This window comes from Rothia kristinae, from assembly GCF_016028855.1.
Lineage (GTDB): Bacteria > Actinomycetota > Actinomycetes > Actinomycetales > Micrococcaceae > Rothia > Rothia kristinae.
In genome coordinates this window covers 1,981,343-2,006,734 of record NZ_CP065738.1, presented here as the reverse complement: position 1 = coordinate 2,006,734, position 25,392 = coordinate 1,981,343, and the positions used below count along the sequence as shown (strand labels likewise).

Genomic DNA, 25,392 nt, shown 5'->3' with positions numbered 1-25,392 from the left:
CTAGGGTGTGGTCCATGACTCCTGTGACCCCTGAGCCCCCCGCGCCCTCGACCCTGCTGTCCCCGTCCGAGCTGCCCGGCGGTCTGCCGGACCTGTCCGGGGTCGGCCCGGAGGATCTGGAGGAGCTGCTGCGGTCCGGGATGGCCGCGCAGCGGGATGCCTGGGAGCGGATCGCCGCAGATCCCGCCCCGGCGGATTTCGCCACGGTGATCGAGCCGCTGGAGACGGCGGCCGCGCAGTTTGCCCGGGTCACCGGGATCTTCCACACCTTCATCAGTGCGATGGGCACCGAGGAGGTCCTCGAGCTGCACCGCCGCTGGGCCGGCCCCCTGGCCGAGCATGAGGCGGCCTCCGCCCGGGATCCCCGCCTGGCCCGGCGGCTGGCCGCCGTCGAGGAGGAGGGGCTGGATCCGGTGCGGCGGCATGTGCTGCGGCGCTGGCGCGAGGACTTCGAGGACCGCGGGGCCTTCCTCGAGGAGACCGCCCGGGACGAGGTGGCGCGGATCGAGCAGGAGCTGGCGCAGCTGTCCGCCCGGTTCGGCGCCGGGCTGCTGGCCGGGGCTGAGCAGGCGGGCCTGCTGCTGGAGGACGAGAGGCAGCTGGCCGGTCTGCCCGAGGATCGGGTGCGCCAGGCCGCCGAAGCGGCGCAGCTGGCCGGGCACCCGGGAAGCTACCTGCTGGTGCAGGACCTGTTCGCGGTGCCGTCGGTGCTGTCCTCGCTGCAGGACCGGGACACGCGGCGTCGGCTGTGGCGGGATTCGGTGAACCGGGGGCGGGGCGAAGCCCGGGACGAGGGGGCCGCGGGCACTCCGGAGCTGCTGACGACGGCGGCGCGGATCGCTGAGCTGCGGGCCCGCCGGGCCGAGCTGTTCGGGGCCCGCACCCACGCCGAGCTGCAGCTGCGCCGCTCCGTGGCCGGGACCCCGCAGCGGGCGCTGGGGATGCTCGAGGAGCTGGCCCCGCGGGCCCGGGCGGCGTTCCAGCGGGAGCTTGCGGTGATGGCGGAGGTCGCCGGCGTCGAGCCCGGGCAGATCCAGCCCTGGGATGTCCCGGTGCTGCTGGAGCGGGTGGCCCGGGAGCGCTACGCCGTGGATGCCCAGGCGCTGCGCCCATATTTCTCCTTCGAGCGGACCCTGGTCGACGGCGTGTTCGCGGCCGCCTCGCGGCTGTACGGGGTGCAGTTCACGGCCCGCTCGCAGCTGCCCGGATACCACCCGGAGGTGCGCTTCTGGGAGGTCCGCGATGAGCAGGACCGCCTGCTGGGGCTGTTCGGCCTGGATCCGTGGGCCCGACCCACCAAGCAGGGTGGGGCGTGGATGCACGAGATCGTGCCCCGGGACGCCCGGGTCGGCCAGACCCCGGTGGTGATGAACACCCTGAACTTCACCCGTCCCGGGCAGGGCGAGGAGAAGCTGCTCAGCGCGGACAACGTGCGCACGATGTTCCACGAGTTCGGCCACGCCCTGCACTCCCTGCTGAGCACGGTGGTCTGGCCCACCGCGGCCGGGACCAACGTGCCCCGGGATTTCGTGGAGTACCCGTCGCAGGTCAACGAGATGTGGATGTTCCACCCGGAAGTGCTGCCCCACTACGCCCGCCACCACGAGACGGGCGAGCCGCTGCCGACCGAGGCCGCACGCGCCCTGCAGGAGGCGGCCCGGTGGGGTGAGGGCTTCCGCACCGTGGAGTACCTGGGGGCTGCCCTGCTGGACATGGCCTGGCACACCCGCGGCACCGACGCCGAGCCGCTGGAGACTCCGCAGCAGGTGCGGGAGTTCGAGCGGGAGGTGCTGGCCCGGTACGGGCTGGCGGATCTTCCGGTGGCCCCGCGGTATGCGACCGGGATGTTCAAGCACATCTTCGAGGGCGGCTATTCGGCCGGGTACTACTCGTACATCTTCTCCGAGATGATGGACGCGGAGACCGTGGACTGGTTCCGCGCCCGCGGCGGGCTGCGCCGGGAGAACGGGCAGGTGTTCCGGGACCGGCTGCTGGCCCGCGGCTCCGAGCAGGATCCGGCGCAGTCCTTCCGTGACCTGCTCGGCCGGGACCCGCAGATCGGACCGCTGCTGCGCCGTCGCGGGCTGGTGGACGACGACGCCGAGCGGGATGGTGCCGCAGGAGAAGGTGCCGAGGGGACCGGCGCCGATGAGTGAGGCCGTATCCTCCTGGTCCGCGCTCATCCGGGATCTGGACGGTGCCCCGGTGGTGTGGCGGGATCTGTCCTGGCGGGAGCGGAAGCCGGTGGTCGCCGTCGAGCCCGTGGAGGACGGCGTGCCGTGCGGGACGGTGCTGCGGACCCGGCTGGACCTCGGGGACGCCCCGCTGGTGCGGGCCCTGCCCGTGCCCGACGGCGTCGAGCCGCGCTGGTGCGCCGGCTTCGCCCACGCCGAGGTCGATGAGCAGGGCACGGCGCGGTTCCGCACGGTGGCCTGCCCGAAGCACCAGCGCATCCGCAGCGGCCAGCAGTGCGGGCTGTGTCGGCACCTGGACCGCTTCCGGCCCCTGCACCGGGTGCACCGCGGGGCACGGCTGACCGACGCCGCGCTGGCTTATGTGAGCCGTCCGCACTGGCTGTACATCGCGACCTTCCCGGATGCCGCCTCCAAGGTGGGCACGGCCCATGAGCGCTCCCAGGTGACCCGCCTGGATCAGCAGGCGGCGGCCCGGGCCACCTGGATCGCGCTGGCCCCAGACGGGATCCTGGTGCGCCGACTGGAGGACGCCGTGGGGAGCGAGCTGGGGCTGACCCAGTTCAAGCAGGTGCGGACCAAGCACCGGGCGTGGGCCGCCCCGCGGCCGGCGGAGGAGCTCGACGCCGCGCACGACAGTGCGGTGCGGGCTGCCCGGCGGCTGCTGGCCGACTGGGGCGATGCACAGGGCCCGACGGCGGGCGCGGCGTCGGACAGTACCGCTGAGGCCGTTCCGGGCGGTGTGTCCGGCGAAGTCTCGAGCGGTGTCTCCGGAGCAGCGGGGTACGCGCCCCCGGAGGTGGGATCCTCCCTGGACGGCGTGGAGCTCGTCCATCAGGCGTGGGAACCGTCCCCCGTGATGGCGCGGATCTACGCCGCGCTAGACAGGGACACCACTCAACCTCTGCAACAGGTCAAAGGTTTCGCCGATCAATCTGTACCTGAGATCGAATCATCTGGAGGCGAGCTGCTGGGGGCGGCGGGCCCGTTCCTGGCCCTCTCCCGCGCCGTCGGTGAGGCGCCCGCGCTGGTCAGCACCGCGGAGTTCAAGCACCGCGAGGTCGTGCTCCGGCGGTGACCGCACGACCCGCCGGGTGCGGCACCGCCCTCTGGGGGTGACGCGCTCCCCGCGGGATGTTCACCCGTTCTTCACCCCGGCCCACCCTTCCGGGCGGCTCGGTCGGGCGGGGCGGTGGTTAGCATGAGCGCATGAGCACCGAGCAGCACGACGATCCCGACGCCCCGGCCCTGTCGGCCATCACGATCTTCACCGGCTCAGCCCTGGGTGATGACTCGGCCTTCGCCCGCGAGGCCCGCCGCCTGGCCGAGCACCTGGCGCGGGAGGGCCTCGGGGTGGTCTACGGCGGCGGGAACGTGGGACTGATGGGCGTGGTGGCCGATGCCGCCCGCTCGGCCGGCGGCCAGGTGCGCGGGGTCATCCCGGAGGGCCTGGTGCGCGGGGAGATCGCCCACGAGGGGCTGGATGCCCTGGAGATCGTCCCGGATATGCACCGGCGCAAGCAGCGGATGAACGAACTCGGGGACGCCTTCGTGGCCCTGCCCGGCGGGGCCGGGACCCTGGAGGAGCTGTTCGAGATGTGGACCTGGCAGCAGCTGGGCTTCCACCGCAAGCCGGTGGCGGTCTACGACGTCGGCGGCTTCTGGTCCCCGATGCTGGCGATGCTGGACGAGATGGTGGCTCGCGGGTTCATCCGGGAGTCCTTCCGGAATCGGCTGATCGTGGCGAGCGAGCCGGACGAGCTGCTGGGCAAGCTGCGGGCCTGGCGCCCGGCCGCACCGAAGTGGGGGCGCTGAGGCGAGGCCCGGTTCAGTCGTCGTCGTCGGCGGGCCAGGCCCCGGCCAGCAGCTCGCGGATCTCGGCGAGGGTCTGCGTGACGGTCTTGGTGCCGGCGACGATCGGCAGGAAGTTGGTGTCCCCGCTCCAACGGGGCACGATGTGCTGGTGCAGGTGCGCGGCGATCCCCGCTCCCCCGATCTTGCCCTGGTTCATCCCGATGTTGAACCCGGCGGCATGGGACTGCTCGCGCAGCACGCCCATGATGATCTGGGTGAACCGGGCGATCTCCGCGGTCTCCTGTTCGGTGGCCTCGTCGTAGTCGGCGATGTGCCGGTACGGGCAGACCAGCACGTGCCCGGGGTTGTACGGGTAGAGGTTCAGCACGACGAAGGCGTGCTCCCCGCGGTGCACGATCAGCGAGTCCTCATCCTTGCGGGTGGGGGCGGCGCAGAAGGGGCAGGTGTGCTCGTCGTAGTCCTGCTGCCCGCCGGAGACGTAGGCCCGACGGTGCGGGGTCCACAGCCGCTGGAAGGCGTCCGGCACGCCGGGCAGCTGGAAGTCGTCGGTGATCTGGTCCGTGTCCTGCGGCTGGCTCATGGCTCCCAGACTAGCCCGTGGCGCGCCCGTGCCGGTGGTGTGCGACGGCGGCGGATTCGGCGGCCGGTGAACCTGCCCGACCGTCGGCGCTGGGCCGGGTATAGGTTGGGAGCCATGCGTCCTCTGACCGAATCCCAGATCCGCTCCAGCTTCATCAACTGCACCAAGGGCGAGGCCTCCCGCCTGAGCCTGCCGGCGGGGCTGGGCGCCTGGGACTGGGAGGCGGAGGTCTTCCTCGGGTGGATCGACCCGAAGTCCCCGCAGCGCGGCTACGCGGTGGTGCCCCAGGAGGACGGCTCCCTGCGCGGGGTCGTGCTGACCAAAGCGACCAACCGCGGGCGGGGATCGGCGCAGATGTGCCAGTTCTGCCTGACCCTGCACTCCGGCTCCGGGGTGTCCCTGTTCTCGGCAGCGCGCCCCTCCGCCAAGGGCGGGAAGGGCCATTACAGCTCGGTGGGCACCTACCTGTGCCAGGACCTGCGCTGCACGGACTACACCCTGGGCCGACGCCGCCCGGAGGGGGTCCGTCAGATGGAGGAGACCATGACCGTGGAGGACCGCCGGGAGCGGACCCTCGCCAACGCCCGCGGGTTCATCGACCGCCTGACCGAGGAGGGCTGAGGAACGCGAGCCGTCACGGGCGTGGGTTCTGGAGCCTCCAGAACCCACGCCCGTGACGGCTCGGCGCGGTGACCCGACTCAGGCCGCCGTCGGGTCCGCGTTGTTGCGCGAGCGCACGTGCTCGACGATGCGGGCCACCGCCTCGTCCACGGGCACGCCGTTGTCCTGGGAGCCATCGCGGAAGCGGAAGGAGACCGCGCCGTGTTCGGCGTCCTCTCCCCCGGCGATCAGCACGAAGGGCGCCTTCTCCTTCGCGGCGTTGCGGATCTTCTTGGGGAAGCGGTCCGTGCTCTCGTCCACCTCCACGCGGATGCCCTCGGCGCGCAGCTTCGCGGCCACCTCGGCCAGGTAGTCGTTGAAGGCTTCGGCCACGGGGATCCCGATGACCTGCACCGGCGCCAGCCAGGCCGGGAAGGCCCCCGCGTAGTGCTCGGTGAGCACGCCGAAGAACCGCTCCAGGGAGCCGAACTTCGCGGAGTGGATCATCACCGGCTCCTGCCGGGTGCCGTCGGCGGCCTGGTATTCCAGGCCGAAGCGGGCCGGCTGGTTGAAGTCGTACTGCACGGTGGACATCTGCCAGGTGCGCCCGATGGCGTCCTTGGCCTGCACGGAGATCTTGGGCCCGTAGAACGCGGCCCCGCCCGGATCCGGGACCAGGTCCAGCCCGGTCTCCTCGGCCACCTGCTGCAGGATGGCGGTGGCCTCCTCCCACTGCTCGTCGGTGCCGATGAACTTGTCCTTCTTCTCCCCTTCGGTGTCCCGGGTGGACAGCTCCAGGTAGAAGTCGCTCATGCCGAAGTCGCGCAGCAGGGAGAGCATGAAGTTCAGCAGGTGGCGCACCTCGCCCGGGGCCTGCTCCTTGGTCACGTAGCTGTGGGAGTCGTCCTGGGTGATCATCCGCACGCGGGTCAGGCCCTGCAGCACCCCGGACTTCTCGTCCCGGTACACGGTGCCGAATTCGAAGAACCGCAGGGGCAGCTCGCGGTAGGAGCGGCCGCGGGAGCGGAAGATCTCGTTGTGCATGGGGCAGTTCATGGCCTTGAGCCGGTACTTCACCGACTCCTCCTCCATGGGCGGGAACATGCCGTCGGCGTAGTACGGCAGGTGCCCGGAGGTATAGAACAGGTCCTCCTTGGAGATGTGCGGGGTCTTCACGTATTGGAAGCCCTCGGCGATGTGCCGCTCCCGCACGTAGTTCTCCATCTCCCGCAGGATGATGCCGCCCTTGGGGTGGAACACGGGCAGGCCGGGGCCGATGGTCTTGGGGAAGGAGAACAGGTCCAGCTCCTCCCCCAGGCGCCGGTGGTCGCGCCGCTCGGCCTCGGCCAGGCGATCCTTGTAGGCCTGCAGCTGCTCCTTGGTGGGCCAGGCGGTGCCGTAGATGCGCTGCAACATCGGGTTCTTCTCCGAGCCGCGCCAGTAGGCGCCGCCGGTGCGAGTCAGGGCGTAGCCGTTGGCGATGAGCTTGGTGTTGGGCAGGTGGGGTCCGCGGCACAGGTCCTTCCAGACGGTCTCGCCCTTGCGGTCCACGTTGTCGTAGATGGTGATCTCGCCTTCGCCGACCTCCACGGAGGCGCCCTCGGCGGCGTCGGCCCCGGAGCCGGGCCCCTGGGACAGGCCCAGCAGCTCGATCTTGTACGGCTCCTCGGCCATCTCCGCGAGCGCCTCGTCGTGGGTGACGACGCGGCGGCGGAAGATCTGCCCGGACTTGACGATCTTCATCATGGACTTCTCGAGCTTCTTCAGGTCCTCGGGGGTGAAGGGCTCGGCGACGTCGAAGTCGAAGTAGAAGCCGTCGGTGATGTAGGGGCCGATGCCGAGCTTGGCATCGGGGCGCAGCTGCTGGACGGCCTGGGCCATGACGTGGGCGGCGGAGTGGCGCAGGACCTCCAGGCCCTCGGGCTCGTGGATGCGCACGGGCACGACGTCGTCGCCTTCGGCCAGCTCGGTGGACAGGTCCTTGAGGGTGCCGTTGATGCGGGCGACGACGATGTCCTGCTCATCGGCGAACAGCTCGGCCGCGGTGGTCCCGAGGGTCGCCTGCTGGGCTTCGCCGTCGACGTAGAGGTGCAGGGTCTCGGCCGGTGCGGCCATGGGCGTTCACTCCTTGTTCGGTGGCACGCCGGTACCGGGGGCGTGCTGGTTCGGGTGCGGGCCGGCCTCGGATGGGCGGGCACCGTGGCGATTCTACCGTCTGCGCTCCTGGCCGGGGCGTGCCTGGTCCCCGGGGAGAGGGCGGGGGGATCAGACGAGCAGGGCCGGGACGATCGCGGCGAGGCCGGGGGCCACGCAGGTGATGCCCAAGGACAGGGCGAGCAGGCGGCGGAACAGGGCCTGCTGGTCGCGTTCGTCGGTGTAGGAGATGATCAGGGTCCCGGCGACGTGGATGGGGTTCATCACGGTGAGGGTCGCGGGGGCGGCGACGGCGGCGAGCACCCAGGTCAGGGCGGGGTTCTCCCCGAAGGCGGAGAAGACCAGGGGCATGACCAGGCCGAGGACCCCGAGGGTCGAGGATTCGATGTTGCACAGGGCGGCGGTCATGTAGGCGAGCAGGAACACCAGGAGCACCTGGCTGCCGGTGGATTCCAGGCCGGCCTGGATGGTGTCCATGGTGCCGATGCTCTGCAGGGCGCCGAGGTAGGTCAGCAGACCGCACAGCAGCAGCACGGAGGGCCAGGGCACGGAGCGCAGCAGCTTCTTCTCCTCGGGCCGGAAGAGCAGCTGGAGCACGATGACCAGGGCGACGGCGGTGAGTCCGACGTCGGTCTTGGCGAAGACGACGAACAGGACGAAGACCAGCAGGGAGGCGGCGGCGGTGATGGCGTAGGCGGGGCGCAGCCCGCGGGCGGCGTCCTCGTCGACGATGACCAGGGGCCGGGTGTAGGGCTGGGCGTCGGCGGCGATGTCCTGGGGGTTCTGCCCGGCGGCGGGGCCGCGGAAGCGGGCCAGGCCGATCTGCAGGACGAGGACGACGGCGGCGGCCATGGCCAGGCTCAGGGCCCAGATCAGCCAGGGCTGGTAGCTGATGTGGTGCTGGTCGGCGACCTTGCGGATGACGGCGCCGGCGGGGTTCAGCGGGGAGAGTCCGGCGGAGTTGGCGCCGATGACCACGGCGAGCTCGCTGATGAGGAAGGAACGGGGGAAGCGGCGGGACAGGTGCGCGATGGTCGGCACGAGCAGGGTGATGGGTGCGGTGGCGAAGGCGCCGAGGGAGGACAGGACGGCGCCGATGAGGAATCCGGCCCAGGGGATCAGGTGGGTGCGCTCCCCGATGAGGCGGTAGACCCGGTCCACGAACCAGGTCAGGGCCCCGGAGCGCTCGAGGTGCCCGAACAGCAGGGAGACCCCGACCAGCAGCACGAAGATCGAGCCGGGGAAGGCCTCGTAGACGTCGTCGGCGGTGAGGTGGGCGGTCAGGGCGAGGACGAAGGTCGCGGCCAGGGCGAGCAGGCCGATGTTGATGCGCCGCCAGATCGCCAGGATGAGGGCGAGGGCGAGCAGCGCAAGGGAGAGTGTCTGGACCGGATCCACGGTGATCCCTTCGGTGGTGCGGCGCGGGGCCGGGGTCGGTGCGGAGGCCCCGGTCGGGTGCTGCGGGGTGTGTGAGGCGTGCGGCGGCGGGCTGCGATGCGCGCCACCCAGAGATCCATTGTAGGGCGATGCTCCTGGGGGCCAGTCTCTTCCCATCGTCCCTGCCCGTCTGTACTCTTTTCTGTACAGATACCGCGGGGAGAGGGGCGGCAGTGAAGACGATGACGTATACGGAGTCCCGGGCGCGTTATGCCGAGGTGCTGGACGGCGTGGTGCAGGACCGGGAGGAGGTGGTGATCACCCGCAGCGGTCACGACCCGGTGGTGATCCTCTCCCTGGCGGAGTATGAGTCGCTGAAGGAGACGGCGCACCTGCTGCGCTCCCCCTCCAACGCCCGTCGGCTGCTGGATGCGATGCAGCGTTTGGAGGCAGGAGAGGGCGAGCGCCACGAGCTCGTGGACCCCGATGCCTGACCTGCTGCTGACCTGGGACCCTGACGCCTGGGAGGACTACCTGTGGTGGCAGCGTCAGGATCGCGCCGTGCTGCGTCGGATCAACACGCTGATCCGGGACATCCAGCGCCACGGGAATGAGGGCATCGGCAAACCGGAGCCGCTTCGTCATGACTTCGCCGGATACTGGTCCCGCCGGATCACTGCGGAACACCGACTGGTGTATCGACTCACCGACCGCCAGGTGCTCATCGCCGCGTGCCGCTATCACTACGGGCAGTGAGTCCCCGGCCCCGATCCGTCTGCCGGCTCAGCCGGCGGCCAGGGGGCGGGTGCGCGCCGGGGCGAAGGGCAGGGGCGCGGTCCCGTCCATGAGCTGGCGCAGGTCCCAGGCCTGGTGGGCGGTCACGGAGATGCCGCGGGGCCCGGTGCGCCGGGTGGTGCCGCGGATCAGGAGCATGGGGGTGCCGAACAGCTCGGGTCCGGACAGGGCCTGGGCGTCGTCGAAGAAGGCGGCGTCCACGCAGCCGGTGCCGTCGTCCACGGAGACGAAGACCACCCGCTTGCCGGACTTCATGGGCGGGGTCATCGTGGAGACCCGCACCCCGGCCACCCACACCTCGGTCCTGTTGCGCAGGCTCAGCAGGTCCGCCGCGCGGGTCAGGGGCCAGTCCGCCAGCCGGCCCGCCCACCCGGCCATCAGGTGCGCGGAGACGTCCAGGCTCAGCACGTCCAGTTCGGTGCGCAGGGTCGCGGCCAGGTCCGCGCTCTCCCGCGCCGGGTGGGGGTTCTGCGCCGCCCCCAGGGGCAGGGCCAGCTGCAGCGGGATCGCGCGCACCGACGTCGTCCGCAGGTCCTCGCTCCGCCGCACCTCGCCCCGCTGGCCCTCGGCCCACTGTCCCGGGGCGGCGACGCCGTCGAACACGGCCGGGTCCAGGGCGCCGATCGCGGCCAGGCGCTCCAGGGAGGGCCGGTGCGGGCGGACCCGGGCCCGCAGATCCGCCGCGGAGGTGTACGGCGCGCCGACGATGATCCGGTCGATCTCCGCGGCGGACAGCGCGGAGACCTGGGTCAGGGGCAGCCGGATCGCCCAGTCCCGCGCCCGCCCCGGCTCCGCGTGCTCGGCGCTCCCCCGGTGCTCCACCCGGTAGCTGGTCCCGGAGCGGTTGACGTCCACCGGCAGGATGCCCACCCCCATCCGGCGGGCGTCGGCCAGCAGCAGCCGCTGCGGGTACATGCCGGGGTCGTGCTGCAGGACCCCGGCCATGAAGTGCGCCGGGTAGTGGGTCTTCAGCCACGCGGACTGGTAGGTGGGGATCGCGAAGGCCGCGCCGTGGGCCTTGCAGAAGCCGAAGGAGCCGAAGGCCGCCAGGGCCTCCCACACCCGGTCGATCACGGGCCCGGGGTACCCGCGGGCCGCGGCGGCCTTCCGGAAGAACGCCTCGGTCTCCGGCTCCCGCGGGCCGCCAAGGGTGCGACGGCGCTCATCCGCGGCGGCCAGCCCGCACCCGGTCATCCGATCCACGATGTTGATGATCTGCTCGTGGAAGACCATCACCCCGCCGGTCTCCCGCAGATACGGGGCGAGATCCGGGTGGATCAGGGAGGGCGCGGCGAAACCGTGGCGGGATTCCAGGTAGGGCCGGACCATGTCCGAGTGCATGGGCCCCGGGCGGAACAGGGAGATGTCGATGATCAGGTCCCCGACCTCCCGCGGCTGCATCTTCCCGATCAGCTCCCGCTGCCCCGGGGATTCGATCTGGAAGCAGCCCAGGGTCTGGGTGGAGCGGATCAGCTCGAAGGTGGCCTCATCCCGGGTGTCGATGGCCTCCAGGTCCGGGCGGTGGCCCAGCGTGTGCTCGATCTCCTCGAGGGTGTGGGCCATCGCGGACTGCATCCGCACCCCCAGGATGTCCAGCTTGAGCAGGCCCATCGGGTCCATGTCGTGCTTGTCGTACTGGCTCATGGGCAGGCCGATGCCGGAGGGCTGCACCGGGGTGCGCCGCAGCAGGGAGGCGTTGGAGAGGATCACCCCGCACGGGTGCATGGACAGGTGCCTCGGCAGACGGTCCAGACGCTCGACGAGGTCGATGAGCAGGTCCACCCGCGGGTTGCGCGCGGCCTCGTCCCGCAGCCCGACCAGCTCGGGCTGGTGGGCCAGCTGCTCGCGCAGCCGCCCGGCGGGGATGCGCCAGATGGCCCGGGCGATCCGGTCCGTGGTGGCCTGCTCCAGGCCCAGGGCGCGGGCGGCGTCGCGCACCGCCCCGCGGGCCCGGTACCCGTTGTGCATGGACATGAGGGTGACCCGCTGGGACCCGTAGTGCTCGAACACGGCCCGGTAGATCTCGTGGCGACGGGCGGATTCGACGTCGATGTCGATGTCCGGCAGGGTCGAGCGCTCGGTGGACAGGAACCGCTCGAAGACCAGCCCGTACTCCAGGGGGTCCACCACGGAGATCCCGAGCAGGTGGTTGACCAGGGAGGAGACCCCGGAGCCGCGGGCGGCGTGGCGGATGCCCAGCCCCCCGATGAGCCGGGAGACATGGGCGACGGTGAGGAAGTAGGAGCTGAATCCCAGGGTCTCGATGACGGCCAGCTCCCGTTCCATGCGCCCCCGGGGGCTCTCCCAGTGGGTCGTGGCGATGCCGGGCCCGCGCACGGTGCGCTGCGCTTCCGCCCCGTAGATCCGGTGCAGGGCCGCCTCGCATCGGGCCCGCAGCTCCCGCATGGGGGTGTCCCGGGTGCCGGTCAGGTGCGCCTCCGGGACGGTGGGGGTGCCGTAGCCGAGGTCCGCGGCGGGACTCAGGGCGCAGCGCTGGGCGGTTTCGGCGGTGGCCCCGAGCAGCCCGGCCACGCTCACCGGGCCGGTGGCCGCCGCGGCGATGCGCCCGGCGATGCGGTGCATGGCAGCCGGATCCTTCAGCCAGCCCTGCCCGTTGGGCTGGTGGTGGGCTTCGCCCAGCGGGGTGAGTCCGCGGGCGGCGTCGAGCACGTCCGCGGTGACGGCCTGGTCCTCGGTGGCGTAGCGGGCGGCGTTGCTGAGCACCGCCGGCACCCCTGCCTCGGCGGCCAGGTCCGCCAGGCGGGCGGCGTGGGACAGGCCGTAGGGGGCGCCGGGGTGGGTGAGCCGATCCACCAGGTGCACCCGCACCCGGTGGGCCCCCAGCGCGGCGCGCCAGGCGGCCAGGGCCGCCCGGGCCCGGCGGTATCGGCGGGCGGCGGCCAGGCGCCCGACGTCGGAGTCCGGGCCGAGCAGCACGACGAACCGGCCGTGCCCGGCGGCCGCGGCTTCGGCGAGGTCCGCCAGGCTCAGGTGGGGCCGGGCGCGCAGGGGCGGGAGGCCGCCACGTCCGACGCTGCCCACCGCCTCCCCCGGGTGGGGCGAGTCGCCGAGGGGCGCGGCCCGGTGCTCGCCGTGGGCGCGGGAGATCAGGGCGCACAGGTCCCCGTAGCCTCCTCCGCCGTCGTGGCCTTCGGCCAGGATCACGATCCGCCCGATCAGGCGCTGGCGGGCCGGGTCCGCGAGCGCGAGGTCCACCCCGAGGATGGGGGCGATGCCGTGGTCCAGGCAGGCCCGGACGTGTTTGACGGCGCCGTAGAGCCCGTTCCGGTCGGTCAGCCCTACGTGGGTGGCTCCGTGGGCGGCGGCGGCCGCGACGATCTCCTCCGGCGTGCACACGCCGTAGTGCGCGCTGTAGGCGCTGTAGGAGACCAGGTGCGGGAACGTCACACCCGTTATCGAACAGGTGTTCGAATCTTAAGTCAATCGGAGGTTGCCGACGGCGCGCCCGCTGCCGAGATGCGCAGCACGGAGGCGACCAGCTGGGAGTTTCCCGCGGCGGAGGTTCCGTCCGGCAGCACCAGCGTGTCCTCCAGGCCGATCCGGGTATCCAGGTGCTGTTCCCGGGCGATGCGCAGCACGGGCCAGGCGCTGCGCTCCTCCCCGTGCAGGAGGGGGACGGACTCCGGTGCGCTCTCGCGCACCACCTGCAGCATCTCGTGCGCCTCTGCTGCAGCGCGGGGAGCCGGGAGGTCCTGGACCTCCAGCAGTGGACGGAGGCAGCGCCGCCTCAGGGGCGAGTCCACCCATGCCCGGGCGGCCCCGGCGTCCCACAGACCAGCCTCCACGGCGATCCCCCGCGCGAGGAGAGCAGACGCCAACTCCTCGGCGCCGTCTTCATGCCAGTTCACCGAGGCGAAGTCCGGCAGCGCGGTCCAGGACCGGATGCGCTCGATCCGCGCAGCAGGCTCGGTCTCAGCCCAGGCGCCGGTGGTCACGCCGATCCGGATGCGTGGGAGGGCTCGACGGAAGGCACCGACCCACCGCGCCACATCTTCAGCACGCAGACTGTCCCGTCCGGTCCGGTCTTTAGGGTGCAGATGCACGGGACCCGCACCCAAGGCCGCTGCCTCCACGGCGTCGTCGAGCAGGTCCGCGGGATCCGCGCTGAGCAGCGGATGCTCCGCAGGTGTTCTGGCGCCGTTGACGCAGAGCTTCAGCACCGGACCCCCACCCCGTCGTCTCTGCTCAGTCGTCCTCGGTCCAGCAGCCCGTGGCGGCCTCGGCCTCCCGTTCGGAGAGCACCGGACCCCACCACGCCTTGTCCTGGAAGTGGTCCTCGGTCTCGGCTTCGGGACGGCAGATGTTGGTGATCTCCCCGATGCCCTCGATGCGGGTGGTGACCTCCTCGCCGGGGCGCAGCCAGCGGCGCGGCGTCTTGGACATGCCGACCCCAGCGGGGGTGCCGCAGGCGATGACGTCCCCGGGTTCCAGGGACATGAAGGTGGAGATGTAGGAGACCAGCTGGGCGGGGGTGAAGATCATGTCCGCGGTGGTCCCGGACTGGACCGTCTCCCCGTCGATCAGGCACTCGATGCGCAGGCCCGCGACCGGATCCACCTCGTCTCGGGAGACCACGTACGGGCCCACCGGGGTGCAGTTGTCCCAGTTCTTGCCCTGGAACCACTCGGAGGTGCGGCCCTGCCAGTCCCGCACGGAGACGTCGTTGAGGATGGTGTACCCGGCGATGGCCTCCAGGGCCTGGGCCTCGTCCGCCCGGCGCACGTTCTTGCCGATGACCACGGCCAGCTCCGCCTCGTAGTCCACCTTCTGGGATTCCGGGGGCAGGGCGATGGGGTCGGCCGGGCCCACCAGGGCGTTGCGGAACTTGGTGAACACGGTGGGGTGCTCGGGGATCTGCACACCCACCTCGGCGGCGTGGTCGTGGTAGTTCAGCCCGATGCACAGGATCTTGCCCGGCTTGATGGGCATGGTGGGGATGATCTTGCGGGGGTGGGTCAGCTCGGTCTGACCCACCCCGGAGAAGTAGTTGATCTGCTCGCGGACCAGGCCGCTGTGGAAGAAGTCGGTGTCCACCACGGAGGCGGTGCCGAGCTCGCGGAGGTAGTACCGCTGCCCCTCGATCTCCACCCACGTGTAGATGCCCGTGTGCTGTTCGAAGAGGCTCTCCACGTAAGCGCGTCCCAGTTTCATGTTCTCCCCAGCATCGGTGATGGATGTCCTGGTCAAGAGTACCGACCCAGGAGGATCCACGTCCCCGTGTTGCGGTCCCTTTCCAGGGAGATCGTACGCAGGTCCTCCGCCGCCACCTGGGAGGACGCCGCCGCCCCGGCGCGGCGTCGCCCGGAGCCCGACCCCGCCTCCGGGGCCACCTGCACCTGCCATAGCTCCCGGTCCACCAGGTGCGGGCATCGGTCCTTCGGGGCACGGGTGACCTCCTCCCACCACGCCCGGCGCTCGAACCACTGCACCGGGTCCGCCGCGACCCGGTACCGCGCACCGTCGATCTCCACGCGCAGCGGCTGGCCCGCCGTCGTCGTCCTGACCCGTGCCGTAACCATGGAACCCCCTCGTTTCGAAGATGTGTTCGAAACGCTAGGAGGGGCGACTGACAGATCGAAGCGGCCCCGCCCGCACCACCCGGGTCAGGGGCGGCGCGGACGGGGCCGCGGATCGGAGGGAAGGCGGGGTCAGGAGGCGGAGGAGGCCTCGTGCTCCCCGCGAGCGCGTTCGAGCAGGTCCCGGTATCGGGTCTCGGACTCGATCAGCTCGTCCCGGTGCTTCTGCTTGATGCCGGGCAGCTTGCGCCGGTGCTTCTCCAGCTTGGCGCTGAGCCGGATGCGCTCGGCGTCGGGGGCGTCGTCGGGCAGGTTCAGGTAAGCCTCGGCGGCCTCCCGGGCGCCGTTGATCGCGCGCACCGCCTGCCCCTTGGGGGTGAACAGGGAGGCCAGCACGGTCACGGTGAGCACCCCGATGATCACGATCAGGGACAGCCCCGTGGAGACCTCCACGACGTGCACGGGCTCGCCGTCGTTGACGAACGGCAGCGTGTTCTCGTGCAGGGCGTGCAGGATGAGCTTGACGCCGATGAACGCGAGGATCGCGGACAGGCCCCAAGAGAGGTAGATGAGTCGGTCCAGCAGCCCGTCGATGAGGAAGTACAGCTGGCGCAGGCCCATGAGGGAGAAGGCGGTCGCGGTGAACACGATGTACGGGTCCTGTGTGAGACCGAAGATCGCGGGGATGGAGTCCAGGGCGAACAGCAGGTCGGTGCCGCCGATGGCGACCATGACCAGCAGCATCGGGGTCATGACCTTCTTGCCGTCGATGTGCGTGAACAGCTTGTCGCCGTCGTACTCGTCCGAGGTGTGCATGAACCGCTTGGCCAGGCGGATGACGATGTTGTCCGCCTCGTTCTCCTCGTCCTTGTCCGTGACCTCGTCCTTGACGAGGTTGCCGGCGGTGTAGATGAGGATCAGGCCGAAGAGGTAGAAGACCCAGGACCACCGGTTGATGGCCGCGGCACCGACGAAGATGAACACGGTGCGCATGATCAGGGCGAAGATGATGCCGAACAGGAGGACCTTCTGCTGGTCCGCCCGCGGCACCTTGAACGAGGCCATGATGATGAGGAAGACGAAGAGGTTGTCCACGGACAGGGCCTTCTCCGTGATGTAGCCGCTGTAGTACTCGGCGCCGTACTGGGCGCCGTCCATCCAGAAGATGAGGATGCCGAACAGCAGGGCGATGCCGACGTACACGGCGGACCAGATGGCCGCTTCCCTGATGGTGGGTTCGTGCGCCTTGCGCACGTGGAAGATGAAGTCGTAGGCCAGCAGGGCCAGGATGACGCAGATGGTGATAGTCCACTGCAGCGCGGAGATCTCCACGAAGCCTCCTCGGGCTTTCAGGGGTGGGTGAGGTGGGTGCGGCAAGCCGCACAAGTCTCTCCCGCCGTCCCTGCCGTGCTGTGTCGGCTCCGCGCTGGTGCGCTGGGGCCCGACGACGGCGGGGCGGCCCCCGCATCCGGCCGGGCGACGGTGCCCGACGTGCTGACGTCTGCGGGGTGGTGGGGATACTCCCTTGCTCGAAGGGATATGCTACCTCACCGCGGGCCCCGGGGATGCCGTACCCTGGTGACTGAGCACCCGTCCCGCCGATCCTTCCCGGAGGTACCCCTCTTGTCCGAGCAGCGCCAGAAGCAGCCCGCCCACGTCACCGGCTTCATCCTGATCGCCGTGTTCTGCGTCGGGGCCGCCCTGTTCCTGTGGGCCATGCCCACCGACAACCCGGACTTCGTGCTGTGGGGCCAGATCTTCCTGGGCTTCACCGCCCTGTTCTCCCTGGCCGCCGCGATCTACGGCTGGGTCCGCCCGGTGGAGCACGGCACGGACCTGGAGGTCTCCGGGGACCACTGAGGCCCCGCCCCGTCGGCCCCTCTCCCCCGGCTCCGGCCGGCCCGAGACACGAGAAGGCCCCGCGCTTCCGTTCGAGCTTCCGCTCGACGGGGCGCGGGGCCTTCCGTCATGCCGGGCAGGCTGATCCGGTCCGGGTCAGTCGTGGATCCGCTCGGCCAGGTCCTGGGTGGAGGTGTGCTCCTGGACGAACAGCAGCGCGATGATGGACAGCACCGCCGCACCGGCCACGTACAGGCCCACCAGACGGATGTCCCCGGTGATGCCCCACAGCCAGATGAAGATGAACGGGGCGACGGCCGCCCCGAGGATCGAGGCGATGTTGTAGGACAGCGCGCTGCCGGTGTACCGGGTGTTGGCGGGGAACAGCTCGGAGAGCAGGGCGCCCAGGGGCCCGAAGATCAGCCCGAAGACGAAGAACCCGAGGGCCAGGGCGAAGAACACCTCGCCGTCGGAGCCGCGCAGCAGCCACGGCACGGCCAGCCCGAAGGCGGCGACGACCACGTGGAAGCCGATCATGGCCTTGCGCCGGCCCCACCGCTCGGCGAGCACCGCGCCGACCACGTTGCCGACGACGAGCAGCAGAACCGCGCCGATCATCAGCAGCAGGAACTCCGAGCGGCTGAAGCCGAGCCCGGGGACGAAGGAGGCGGCGTCGAAGGCCTTGCCGGTCTTCTCCGCGGCGGCCCGGGCGGCGTCCTCGGTGGCGGTGGTGGTGCCGTAGGTGAGGGTGAAGGTGGTGAGGAAGTAGAAGGTGACGTAGTTGGAGACGGTGGCGATGGTTCCGATGGCCACGGTCTTCCAGGAGCGGCGCAGCACCTCGAGGGCGGGCATCTTGGCGACCTTCCCGCTCTCCTGCACGCGGGTGAAGGACTCGGATTCGAGCAGCTTCATCCGGGTCCACAGGCCCACGAACACGAGGATGGCCGAACCCCAGAAGGGCACGCGCCAACCCCAGGATTCGAAGGCTTCGGGGGTGAGCTGGGAGGTGAGGAGGAGGAAGAGGCCGTTGGCGAGGACGAAGCCGACGGGGGTGCCCTGCTGCGGGACGGAGCCGTACAGGGCGCGCTTGCCGGCGGGGGCGTTCTCGGTGGCGAGCAGGACGGCCCCGGACCATTCCCCGGCCAGCGCCATGCCCTGGGCGAAGCGCAGCAGCACGAGGATGGTCGGGGCGGCGACCTCCCAGCCGGGGGTCAGCGCGGTGGGCAGGCAGCCGATGAGGAAGGTGCCGCCGCCCATGAGCAGCAGCGCGAGCACCAGGGTGTTCTTGCGCCCAAGCCGGTCCCCGAGGTGCCCGAAGATCACGGAGCCCAGGGGTCGGGCGATGAAGGCGACGCCGAAGACGGCGAAGGAGGCGAGCAGCCCGGTGATGCCGGACTGGTGCGGGAAGAACAGCTGGGGGAAGACCAGCACGGCGGCCGTGGCGTAGATGTAGAAGTCGTAGTACTCCACGGTGGTGCCGATGAGGCTGGAGAAGATGACGCGCCCGGGCGAGTTGCGGCGGGCGGGCGCGGGTGAGGCGGAGCCCTGCGGCGGCTGGGCGCGCTCAGGTGCGGTGGTGGTGGACATCGGGCGGATGGGTCCTTCGCGGTCGTGGGTGCGCCGTCGGCCTCCCGGCTCCCGGGTCCGGGCTGGGTTCCTGATGTGGTTCCTGGCTGCGGACCTCGGGGGCGGAGACGACGACGGCGGGTGGGACCTCTCCATGGTGGGGACCCTCCGCAGAGTGGGCAACCCTGTGCCAGAATGGTGCTCATTCTGCTCACTCTGCGCGGGTGACGGTGACTGTTTCTGCGCAGATCGTTCAACGGGAGGGTTTCTGGTGCCTCAGGACACACGGGGTGGGGCGGGCGCGCCGGCGTCGTTGGATCGGACGGATCTGCGGATCCTGCGGGTGTTGGAGGAGCATCCGCGGGCCACGGTGGTGGCGATCGCGGAGCGCACGCGCCTGGCCCGGCGCACGGTGCAGGCGCATCTGGAGCGGATGCAGGCCGGTGGGGCGCTGCGCTCCCCCAGTGTGCGGGTTGAGCCGGAATCCCTGGGGTATCGGGTGAGCGCGCATGTGGCGGTGGAGCTGGATCAGCGACAGATCAATGACACGGTGATGGGGCTGACCCAGATCCCGGAGGTGGTGGAGGTGCAGGCCCCGGCCGGAGAGACGGACCTGCTGGTGCGGGTGGTGGCCCGGGATGAGGAGCATCTGTACCGGGTCTCCGAGGAGATCCGCCTGTGCCCGGGCGTGCTGCGCACCCGCACCTCCCTGTACCTGCGGACCCTGGTGAAGTACCGGATGGCGCAGCTGCTGGAGTGACCTGCCCTGCCTGGACAACCGGGCTCGCGCCCGCCTGGCTCGGCTGAATCGTCACCCCTGCCCGTTCGGCGATGGCCGGCCCGAGCCAGTCGTGGGCAGCCCCGCCCAGCTCGGTTGAATTTTCAACCTGCCCGGCCGATGACGATGTTCGCGAAAGCTGAATATTCAAGCACCGCCCCCGGAAGCGTCCCGGGTTTCGTTCCGACCCGCTTCCTCAAGGAGAATCGGAACATGCCCCAGAAGTATAGCCCCGGGTTCAAGGTCCGCGCCCTGCAGCTGCTTGAGGAGCGGACCCGCGCCGGACAGGGCCCGGCCTGGGTCGCCTGCACCGCGGCCGGTAAAGCCCTCGGCGGAGTCTCACCCCATACCCTGCAGAACTCGTGGAAACAGGACGGCATCAACCAGGAATACGCACCAGGGATCAGCACGGCTGCAGCGGAAGAGATCACCAAGCTGCGTAGGGAGAACCACGAGCTGCGCCGCTCGAACGAGATCCTGTGCAAGGCTTCGGCTTTTTTCGCGGCGGAACTCGAGGCATCCCACGACGAGATGCCCCGGTTCATCGACGAGAACCGCGGGCATGTCGGGGCCGAGGCCTTCTGCCGCACCGTGGGTGCGACGGAATGTGGGTTCATCACCTCGCGGGCCTATCAGGCCGCGAAGACACGGCAGGCCTCCGCACAGACGGTCCGGGATGAGATCCTCATCCAGGAGCTCACACGGGTCCGAGAGGAGAACTACAGCCTCTGACGGGGTGCGCACGATGCACCAGGCGATGCTCCTCGCTGGCTGGGATATCGGGCGGGGTCAGACCGTCCGACAGATGAAACTCGCTGGGGTGCACGTCGTGCGCCGCGGACGTCAGCCGGTGACGAGGAAGCCTGGCGGCCAGCCGGATACCCGCCAGGGCCTGGTGGAACGTAAGTTCATCGCCGAGCGTGCGCACCAGCTGTGGGTAGCTTACATCGCCTATGTCAGGAACCTGACCGGGTTCTGCTACGTTGGGTTCATCACCGGCGTCTGCTCCCGGTGCATCGTGGGATGGGCTGTATCGGCGAGCCTGCGCACCGCGGGGCTGGACGCTACTGGCCTTCGCCAGCATGCGCTTGTCAGCACGGGAGCAAGCCGTGGCAGGCAGTGCCTGGTCCACCAGTCCGATAGGGGGTCCCAGTACGTCAATCTGGCTTACTCGGATGCTCTGATCGCCGCTGGGCTGGGTTCGTGCGTCGGTAGGCATAGTCGAGGACTCTTGCGATAACGGCCTGGCTGATAGGGTCAACGACCTCTGCAAGGCCGAACTCATCCATTCCAAGCGGGTCTGGGAGTCCGCTGAGGCCGTAGTCGTGGCCACGATGGGGTGGGCGCACTGATGGAAAACGACCCGGTTGCACGAGGCCCTGGGCTGCCGCACTCCCGCAGAGACCGAGATGGCCTACACTGACCACCAGGACGCAGCGCCCGTTGAGTCCTAACCTCGGAACGGAACCCAGGACGCTTCACTGGGGACGACGAGTCCGACCACGCAGTCCCACTTCGCCTTCAATGCGGTAACGGGCCACCCAGGTCGCCAGGGTCGGTCAGGACACACGGTACTCGACGGCTACATGGACTTGAGACACACCATCGTCGATGGTTGCACAATGCCATCCAGAAACCGCCACCCAGGCTCAGGGATACACGAGCGGGCTCTTTCGTGAGGATGGGTTGTTGCGAACCTTCCATCCTGCGGGGAAGAACCCACTCATCTCACATCCCCCTTGCGCCAAGAACCTCACTTCTCACAACAGCTAGCGCCATTTATCGTAGCTGGGTCCGTCCGAAGCTGGCGGGGAAATAGGTTTCTGAATCCGCACACTGACCGGCACCGGAAAGTCTACGCCCATCAGTACTGCTTCGCCAGGGACTAGCCCTGGAAGCAACTTAGTCGCGGAGTGATCGAGTTCTGCCGCAGCCTGTTCCACCCTCTGGCGATCGCGTCCATCGGCTAACCGGTGAACGATGGTCATCCCTACCTGGCTCAAAACGCCAGCCGGGAGATCACCTGGGCGCTGCGTCGCCACGCAGGCCGTCAACCCATACTTACGCCCCTCCTTAGCAATAGCATCGAAGGCGTTCAGGTGGGTACTCGCGAACTCATCACCCACAGTTACATCAAAGAACTGATGCGCCTCGTCAATCGCTACGACTAGCGGTGAATTCCGGAAACGGTCCTGGCGCGCCCATTCGAGCAACTTCTGACCGAGTATATTTACAATAATTTCTCGCAGGTGGTTGCTAAAAGTGAGGTTACGAAGCGATATCCGAAGCACATGCTGTGTCGGCTGACCTAGCCACCATTCTATGGAATCAATTGCGTTTTTAACATCAGGAAGCGGATCAATTACTCCCATGACTTCCGGGGTTTGAAACAGATCGTTAATTCTGCTAATTAAAGAAGCCACATATCCAAGAGAGGCTTGGTCGGTCCCCCCGAATAGACTCGGAGTGGACCTATTCGTCGGCCAGATGCATTCGTATTCAACTTGCTTTGCAAGTGCCCTAAAATTAAATGGAGCAAACGCGTCCTCAACGTCCTTAATGTACTCATGTAATGCTCCCTGATAAACATCAATGGCAGTATCTGCCTTGCAGATCGCGTCATTATCACCTATCATTTGCACGTGAAGTGGGTTAGCATTCGGGTTGGCAGAAATAGCATATGCGAGACGCAGTGTTCTTACGGCTTCACGCAATTTTGGCAATTGAGACCCAGCAGAGGGATTCAAAAACGCATTTCGATCAGACTCCCGCATCATAAAATGGGGCACGCCAGCGAGAAGTGTCCCTTCCGGCTCCTCGTCAGTCGAGCCGAATGCCAGGTGCCTCGCCCGGTCACCGAGCGTACGAAACTCCCCAGTCGCGTCGATAAGAATCATCTTCCCTCTCAGCGCTGCAACACTCTCAGCGAGGTGACCGAGCGTCCAGCTCTTGCCAGAACCGGTAGCGCCCACCACAGCGAGATGACGTCCGAACAAGCGTTTGAGCGGAATATCGACCGGAACCGATTCGTCGATCGACAAACGACCCAGCTGAAGCCTTGAGCTTGTTGAATCGACTGGGGTACCAATGACCGCTAAAATTGCTTCAGAGCTGGCGGCAAATACCACATCACCCACCTTGGGGTATTTCGCAATCCCTCGAATGGCGGTTCCATTGAGTTTCAGAGTTGAGAGTATTTGAATGCGACCCTCAACTGGAACTTTCTGCTCCGTGCCAGAAGCAAGATCCTGAGCTCTACCTACCGGTGTACCGACGCGAAGAATACGCCCAAATATTGCGATGCCTCCGACGTCGATGACCACGAACTCACCGACCTCACCACGACCAAGGTACTCACCGAAGTGAGTTCGAGGCAACTTGTTTGCTGCGGTGAATGCAACATCAGCAAATGACCCTTCGACCTGAAATATATGTCCGATTCGACGTTCAGGGCCGAATGGGTGGGTATTCATCATGACCGTGGTCCTCCGAGACGGACTCGCTCTGAGTGAGCATCCCATTCTTCTCGCGCCGGGACATCTGGCAACACCCTCACAAGGTCATCAAACCGCGCTTCGAGCAACGTGAGGCGTCGATCCCCCTTCAGGATAAGTTGTTCGGTCCAATTCAGCGTGTCAGCACGCCTTTCGGCACGTATATCGGGAGATACGAACACCGCACGTAACCCGCTGTTGCTTCTTATTGCAGCCTCAATCGGAGCCGCTAGATGATCGTCATTGAAACCAAAGCCAACGACGATGACCCCTACATCAGGTTGACGTAGCGCAATCTGAAAACGGGACATAAATTCTAGGTACGGTTGCTGATACGACAGCTGATATTTGGATGCAGAAGGATAAATGAGTACGGGATTATTCGGCTTTGTGTTACCGCGCCACTTCTTTACACCATCTTCAGTAGCCTCCCAATCAACGGACCCATGTAGCTTCAATAGGTGAAAGACGCTCGGTTCCAGCACAAGCGGTTCGTGCGGCCGGCGACGGACGTAGTCAAGATCGAACGAGGCTCCGTCAAATCCCTGGCCACCATATCCGAATCCGTCAATTATATTAAATCGGGCTCGTCTCGCCGCAGTTTCGAAAGCGAGATCATAGTTCGTAGTAAATACTTGTGTGCGTTGGAGCCGCGTAGAGCGCCGAGCCACCTTTCGAAGGAATAATTCATGAGACTCCAAACCGGAATTCTCAGTAACGAAACTACACTTATTCCAGACAATATCCTCAGCCTCTGCAATGAATCTCCTTAGCTCCGCATCATCAGGACTTAGAGAAAGCCTAGCCTGGGCATCTGACAGGATATTCTCAAGGTTACCATCTTTAACAGGTCCGGGGCTCAGCCGATTTTCTACTGAATCAAATGAGGGAAGAGCTTTCACATCCATCCACAAGCTCCGCATGGTTGGTGCACGTTCGGCACCGGTGATGCCCAGCGAAGCACCCGATCCTGCGAGGACAACCAGGCTTTCAGAGCTTGCGATTAGCGATAGTTCTTCTCGGAGCGCAGCGAGGATTTCTTCCTGTTCCTGTGTGGTACGTTGGTCTTCGTCGAGATGTGCTCCGTCAATAACTTCTTGCCATGACCTGCTATAACCCCCGAGCACTCTGAACGAATTAATCATTTTCCACTCCTATTATCTTTCTAAGGCCGACCGCAGATATCTTACTAATATTCACTACTCTTGGTCTCGCCCATAGAGGGCGATTAGAAACATACAAGTCACAGAGATGCATCCTTCCTAGGAGCGATAGCGGCAGATCTCAGAACGGCGGTACGCTGGAGTGCGCGCCCAATGTCAGGCCAGCTGATCGGGACACCAGGTTGAAACACTGCATTGATTCCGAGGAAATCGCGCGAAGCACTCCGGTTTGGGACCTCAGTGACGAAGGTCGTCGGCACCAGTCCGTAGATCTGAGCGAGCAACACTTCGTGCGGCGCTCGCGTCTTGTCCCAACCCGACGGAGTCATCGGGTAACGATCCAGACAATGGACAGTACAGTCACGGGCCGCGGTGTTGGAGCCGTACGAGCACCACGAGCTGTGCAACACCATGCTAAACCAGTTCTCCTCCGTGCAGTGGTACGTCTCTAGTCGTGCATTCAGCACCTATACTACGTCACCGATGACCAATGACACTGCCGAGGTGCCCCCGCTGGACTCAACAGCACAGAAAGTCTCCCGGCAGAGAGTTAGTCAAACGCAGAAACAGCATAGCAGGTCTAGCTGTGATGTCCAGGGGTTTGGTCAGTCGTGTTTCGTCCCAGGTTTGGTTGAGGGTCATCGTGTGTTACTCGGGGCCAGGCGCTGGGCACTGCCGAGACGGGGCTCGTGGTCCTCTGAGCACCCCAGTACACGGTCTCAACCTCGCACGAGGTGATGTGCCCGACCGCGGAAAGCCACTTGGTGTTGCACCAGTGCACCCACTCCAGCACCGAAACCTCCAGCGCCGACCCCGAGGCCCAAGCCTTCCTCCGGTACACCATGTCAGCTTTGAACAATGAGTTCTACGCTTCCGCCATCGCATCGTCGTACGAGTCGCCTTTGGAACCAACCGATGCGACAGCCCCCGAAGAGTCCAACCGCTCGGCATACCGGGCCGATCGATACTGCAACACCACGACCCGAGGGATGAATCAACCCAGACGTGCCCTGCCCCGCAGCCTCCCGGGAACACGGAGCCATCGCCAGCGCGTCGATCGCAAGGTCAGCGTACAAGCGGGTCGAAGTCTGCCAACCGACGATCCTGTGAGAGAAAACATCCAGAACGAAAGCGGCATACACCCACCCCGCAAGCGCGCGAACATAAGTGATATCCGCGACCCACAACTGGTTCGACGCGTCCGCCTCGAACTCGCGCTCCACGAGATCAGCGGGACGCTCACCCTCTGGAGCAGGCTTGGTCGTCCGCGGGAAGTTACCCCGCACCACGCCAGGATGCCCAGCACTCGACACAGCCGCTCGACGGTGCACCCAGCCATCAGTGTGCCCTGACGGGCCAGCTGGGTGTGAATCTTCCGGATCCCGTACACCCCACCCGAGGCATCATAGACACCTATGATCAACTGCTTCAATTCCTCGTCCCGTACCGTGCGTGCCGAGGGGCCCGTTTCTTCGCGGCGTAGTAGGTGGCAGGGACGGTCG

At 67.7% G+C, this 25,392-nt stretch carries 22 protein-coding genes and 1 pseudogene; 10 read left to right on the top strand and 13 right to left on the bottom strand.

From position 1 onward, the window contains the following. Positions 1-14: 14 nt before the first annotated feature. The 3 genes from I6G21_RS08815 (at position 15) to I6G21_RS08805 (ending at position 4,007) form a co-directional block, all read left to right on the top strand. Positions 15-2,156 (top strand): M3 family metallopeptidase, encoded by a 2,142-nt coding sequence (locus I6G21_RS08815; protein ID WP_129357539.1) that lies wholly within the window; start codon positions 15-17, stop codon positions 2,154-2,156. Next, positions 2,149-3,270 (top strand): hypothetical protein, encoded by a 1,122-nt coding sequence (locus I6G21_RS08810; RefSeq protein ID WP_165869969.1) that lies wholly within the window; start codon positions 2,149-2,151, stop codon positions 3,268-3,270. Before I6G21_RS08815 ends, I6G21_RS08810 begins: the two co-directional genes overlap by 8 nt. 131 nt (positions 3,271-3,401) lie before the next feature. Next, positions 3,402-4,007, top strand: a complete 606-nt coding sequence (locus I6G21_RS08805) for an LOG family protein (protein WP_058731451.1) — start codon at positions 3,402-3,404, stop codon at positions 4,005-4,007. A gap of 13 nt (positions 4,008-4,020) precedes the next feature. On the opposite strand, the gene I6G21_RS08800 is transcribed toward I6G21_RS08805, so the two are convergent. Next, on the bottom strand, positions 4,021-4,587 hold the full coding sequence (locus I6G21_RS08800; protein WP_058731452.1) for an HIT family protein: 567 nt from the start codon (positions 4,585-4,587) through the stop codon (positions 4,021-4,023). A gap of 114 nt (positions 4,588-4,701) precedes the next feature. Here I6G21_RS08800 and I6G21_RS08795 point away from each other — a divergent pair, with 114 nt between their 5' ends. Continuing rightward, the gene (locus I6G21_RS08795; RefSeq protein WP_058731453.1) at positions 4,702-5,208 is read left to right on the top strand and encodes an FBP domain-containing protein; all 507 of its coding nucleotides are present in this window, start codon (positions 4,702-4,704) and stop codon (positions 5,206-5,208) included. Between the two features lie 78 nt (positions 5,209-5,286). On the opposite strand, the gene thrS is transcribed toward I6G21_RS08795, so the two are convergent. Continuing rightward, positions 5,287-7,302 (bottom strand): threonine--tRNA ligase, encoded by a 2,016-nt coding sequence (gene thrS, locus I6G21_RS08790; protein WP_129357540.1) that lies wholly within the window; start codon positions 7,300-7,302, stop codon positions 5,287-5,289. A gap of 150 nt (positions 7,303-7,452) precedes the next feature. After that, on the bottom strand, positions 7,453-8,739 hold the full coding sequence (locus I6G21_RS08785) for an SLC13 family permease (RefSeq protein ID WP_129357541.1): 1,287 nt from the start codon (positions 8,737-8,739) through the stop codon (positions 7,453-7,455). A 212-nt stretch (positions 8,740-8,951) separates the two neighbouring features. Here I6G21_RS08785 and I6G21_RS08780 point away from each other — a divergent pair, with 212 nt between their 5' ends. Continuing rightward, complete coding sequence (locus I6G21_RS08780) at positions 8,952-9,212, top strand: type II toxin-antitoxin system Phd/YefM family antitoxin (RefSeq protein ID WP_058731839.1); 261 nt, start codon at positions 8,952-8,954, stop codon at positions 9,210-9,212. A 1-nt stretch (position 9,213) separates the two neighbouring features. Continuing rightward, positions 9,214-9,474 (top strand): Txe/YoeB family addiction module toxin, encoded by a 261-nt coding sequence (locus I6G21_RS08775; RefSeq protein ID WP_058731840.1) that lies wholly within the window; start codon positions 9,214-9,216, stop codon positions 9,472-9,474. A 27-nt stretch (positions 9,475-9,501) separates the two neighbouring features. Here the strand turns inward: I6G21_RS08775 and I6G21_RS08770 are convergent, their stop codons facing one another. The 5 genes from I6G21_RS08770 to I6G21_RS08750 all read right to left on the bottom strand — a co-directional run bounded on the left by I6G21_RS08770 (position 9,502) and on the right by I6G21_RS08750 (position 16,382). Continuing rightward, positions 9,502-12,921, bottom strand: a complete 3,420-nt coding sequence (locus I6G21_RS08770; protein WP_129357542.1) for a PHP domain-containing protein — start codon at positions 12,919-12,921, stop codon at positions 9,502-9,504. A gap of 32 nt (positions 12,922-12,953) precedes the next feature. After that, entirely contained in the window at positions 12,954-13,694 is a 741-nt protein-coding gene (locus tag I6G21_RS08765) for a 3-keto-5-aminohexanoate cleavage protein (RefSeq protein WP_165869970.1), read from the bottom strand. 25 nt (positions 13,695-13,719) lie between these two features. Beyond that, positions 13,720-14,685: a fumarylacetoacetate hydrolase family protein gene (locus I6G21_RS08760; protein WP_081101570.1), complete on the bottom strand. Its 966-nt coding sequence runs from the start codon at positions 14,683-14,685 to the stop codon at positions 13,720-13,722. Positions 14,686-14,717: 32 nt separating this feature from the next. Continuing rightward, positions 14,718-15,053 (bottom strand): hypothetical protein, encoded by a 336-nt coding sequence (locus I6G21_RS08755; RefSeq protein WP_061225440.1) that lies wholly within the window; start codon positions 15,051-15,053, stop codon positions 14,718-14,720. Between the two features lie 129 nt (positions 15,054-15,182). Continuing rightward, positions 15,183-16,382: a TerC family protein gene (locus I6G21_RS08750; RefSeq protein WP_129357543.1), complete on the bottom strand. Its 1,200-nt coding sequence runs from the start codon at positions 16,380-16,382 to the stop codon at positions 15,183-15,185. Positions 16,383-16,673: 291 nt separating this feature from the next. Between I6G21_RS08750 and I6G21_RS08745 the strand changes: the two genes are divergently transcribed. After that, positions 16,674-16,910, top strand: a complete 237-nt coding sequence (locus I6G21_RS08745) for a hypothetical protein (RefSeq protein WP_058731294.1) — start codon at positions 16,674-16,676, stop codon at positions 16,908-16,910. 135 nt (positions 16,911-17,045) lie between these two features. Here the strand turns inward: I6G21_RS08745 and I6G21_RS08740 are convergent, their stop codons facing one another. Then, complete coding sequence (locus I6G21_RS08740; RefSeq protein WP_129357544.1) at positions 17,046-18,476, bottom strand: MFS transporter; 1,431 nt, start codon at positions 18,474-18,476, stop codon at positions 17,046-17,048. A gap of 250 nt (positions 18,477-18,726) precedes the next feature. On the opposite strand from I6G21_RS08740, the gene I6G21_RS08735 reads away from it, so the two are divergent. The 3 genes from I6G21_RS08735 (at position 18,727) to I6G21_RS10920 (ending at position 20,473) form a co-directional block, all read left to right on the top strand. Then, positions 18,727-19,215, top strand: coding sequence for an Lrp/AsnC family transcriptional regulator (locus I6G21_RS08735; RefSeq protein ID WP_331250953.1), 489 nt, complete (start codon positions 18,727-18,729; stop codon positions 19,213-19,215). A gap of 231 nt (positions 19,216-19,446) precedes the next feature. After that, entirely contained in the window at positions 19,447-19,965 is a 519-nt protein-coding gene (locus I6G21_RS08730) for a transposase (RefSeq protein WP_129357545.1), read from the top strand. Further along, a complete protein-coding gene (locus tag I6G21_RS10920; RefSeq protein WP_408015178.1) occupies positions 19,910-20,473 on the top strand; it encodes a DDE-type integrase/transposase/recombinase in 564 nt (187 codons plus the stop codon). Before I6G21_RS08730 ends, I6G21_RS10920 begins: the two co-directional genes overlap by 56 nt. A 529-nt stretch (positions 20,474-21,002) precedes the next feature. Here I6G21_RS10920 and I6G21_RS08725 read toward each other — a convergent pair. The 4 genes and pseudogenes from I6G21_RS08725 to I6G21_RS10910 all read right to left on the bottom strand — a co-directional run. Next, positions 21,003-22,709 carry an ATP-binding protein gene (locus I6G21_RS08725; RefSeq protein WP_165869971.1) on the bottom strand — a complete coding sequence of 569 codons (1,707 nt, stop codon included), beginning with the start codon at positions 22,707-22,709 and terminating at the stop codon, positions 21,003-21,005. Then, positions 22,706-23,872: an SIR2 family protein gene (locus I6G21_RS08720; RefSeq protein ID WP_129357547.1), complete on the bottom strand. Its 1,167-nt coding sequence runs from the start codon at positions 23,870-23,872 to the stop codon at positions 22,706-22,708. Before I6G21_RS08720 ends, I6G21_RS08725 begins: the two co-directional genes overlap by 4 nt. 863 nt (positions 23,873-24,735) lie before the next feature. After that, positions 24,736-25,113 (bottom strand): DDE-type integrase/transposase/recombinase, encoded by a 378-nt coding sequence (locus I6G21_RS10915; protein WP_408015190.1) that lies wholly within the window; start codon positions 25,111-25,113, stop codon positions 24,736-24,738. Positions 25,114-25,187: 74 nt separating this feature from the next. Next, a pseudogene (locus I6G21_RS10910) lies at positions 25,188-25,322 on the bottom strand (IS3 family transposase); the annotation flags it as partial. Between the last annotated feature and the right edge of the window lie 70 nt (positions 25,323-25,392).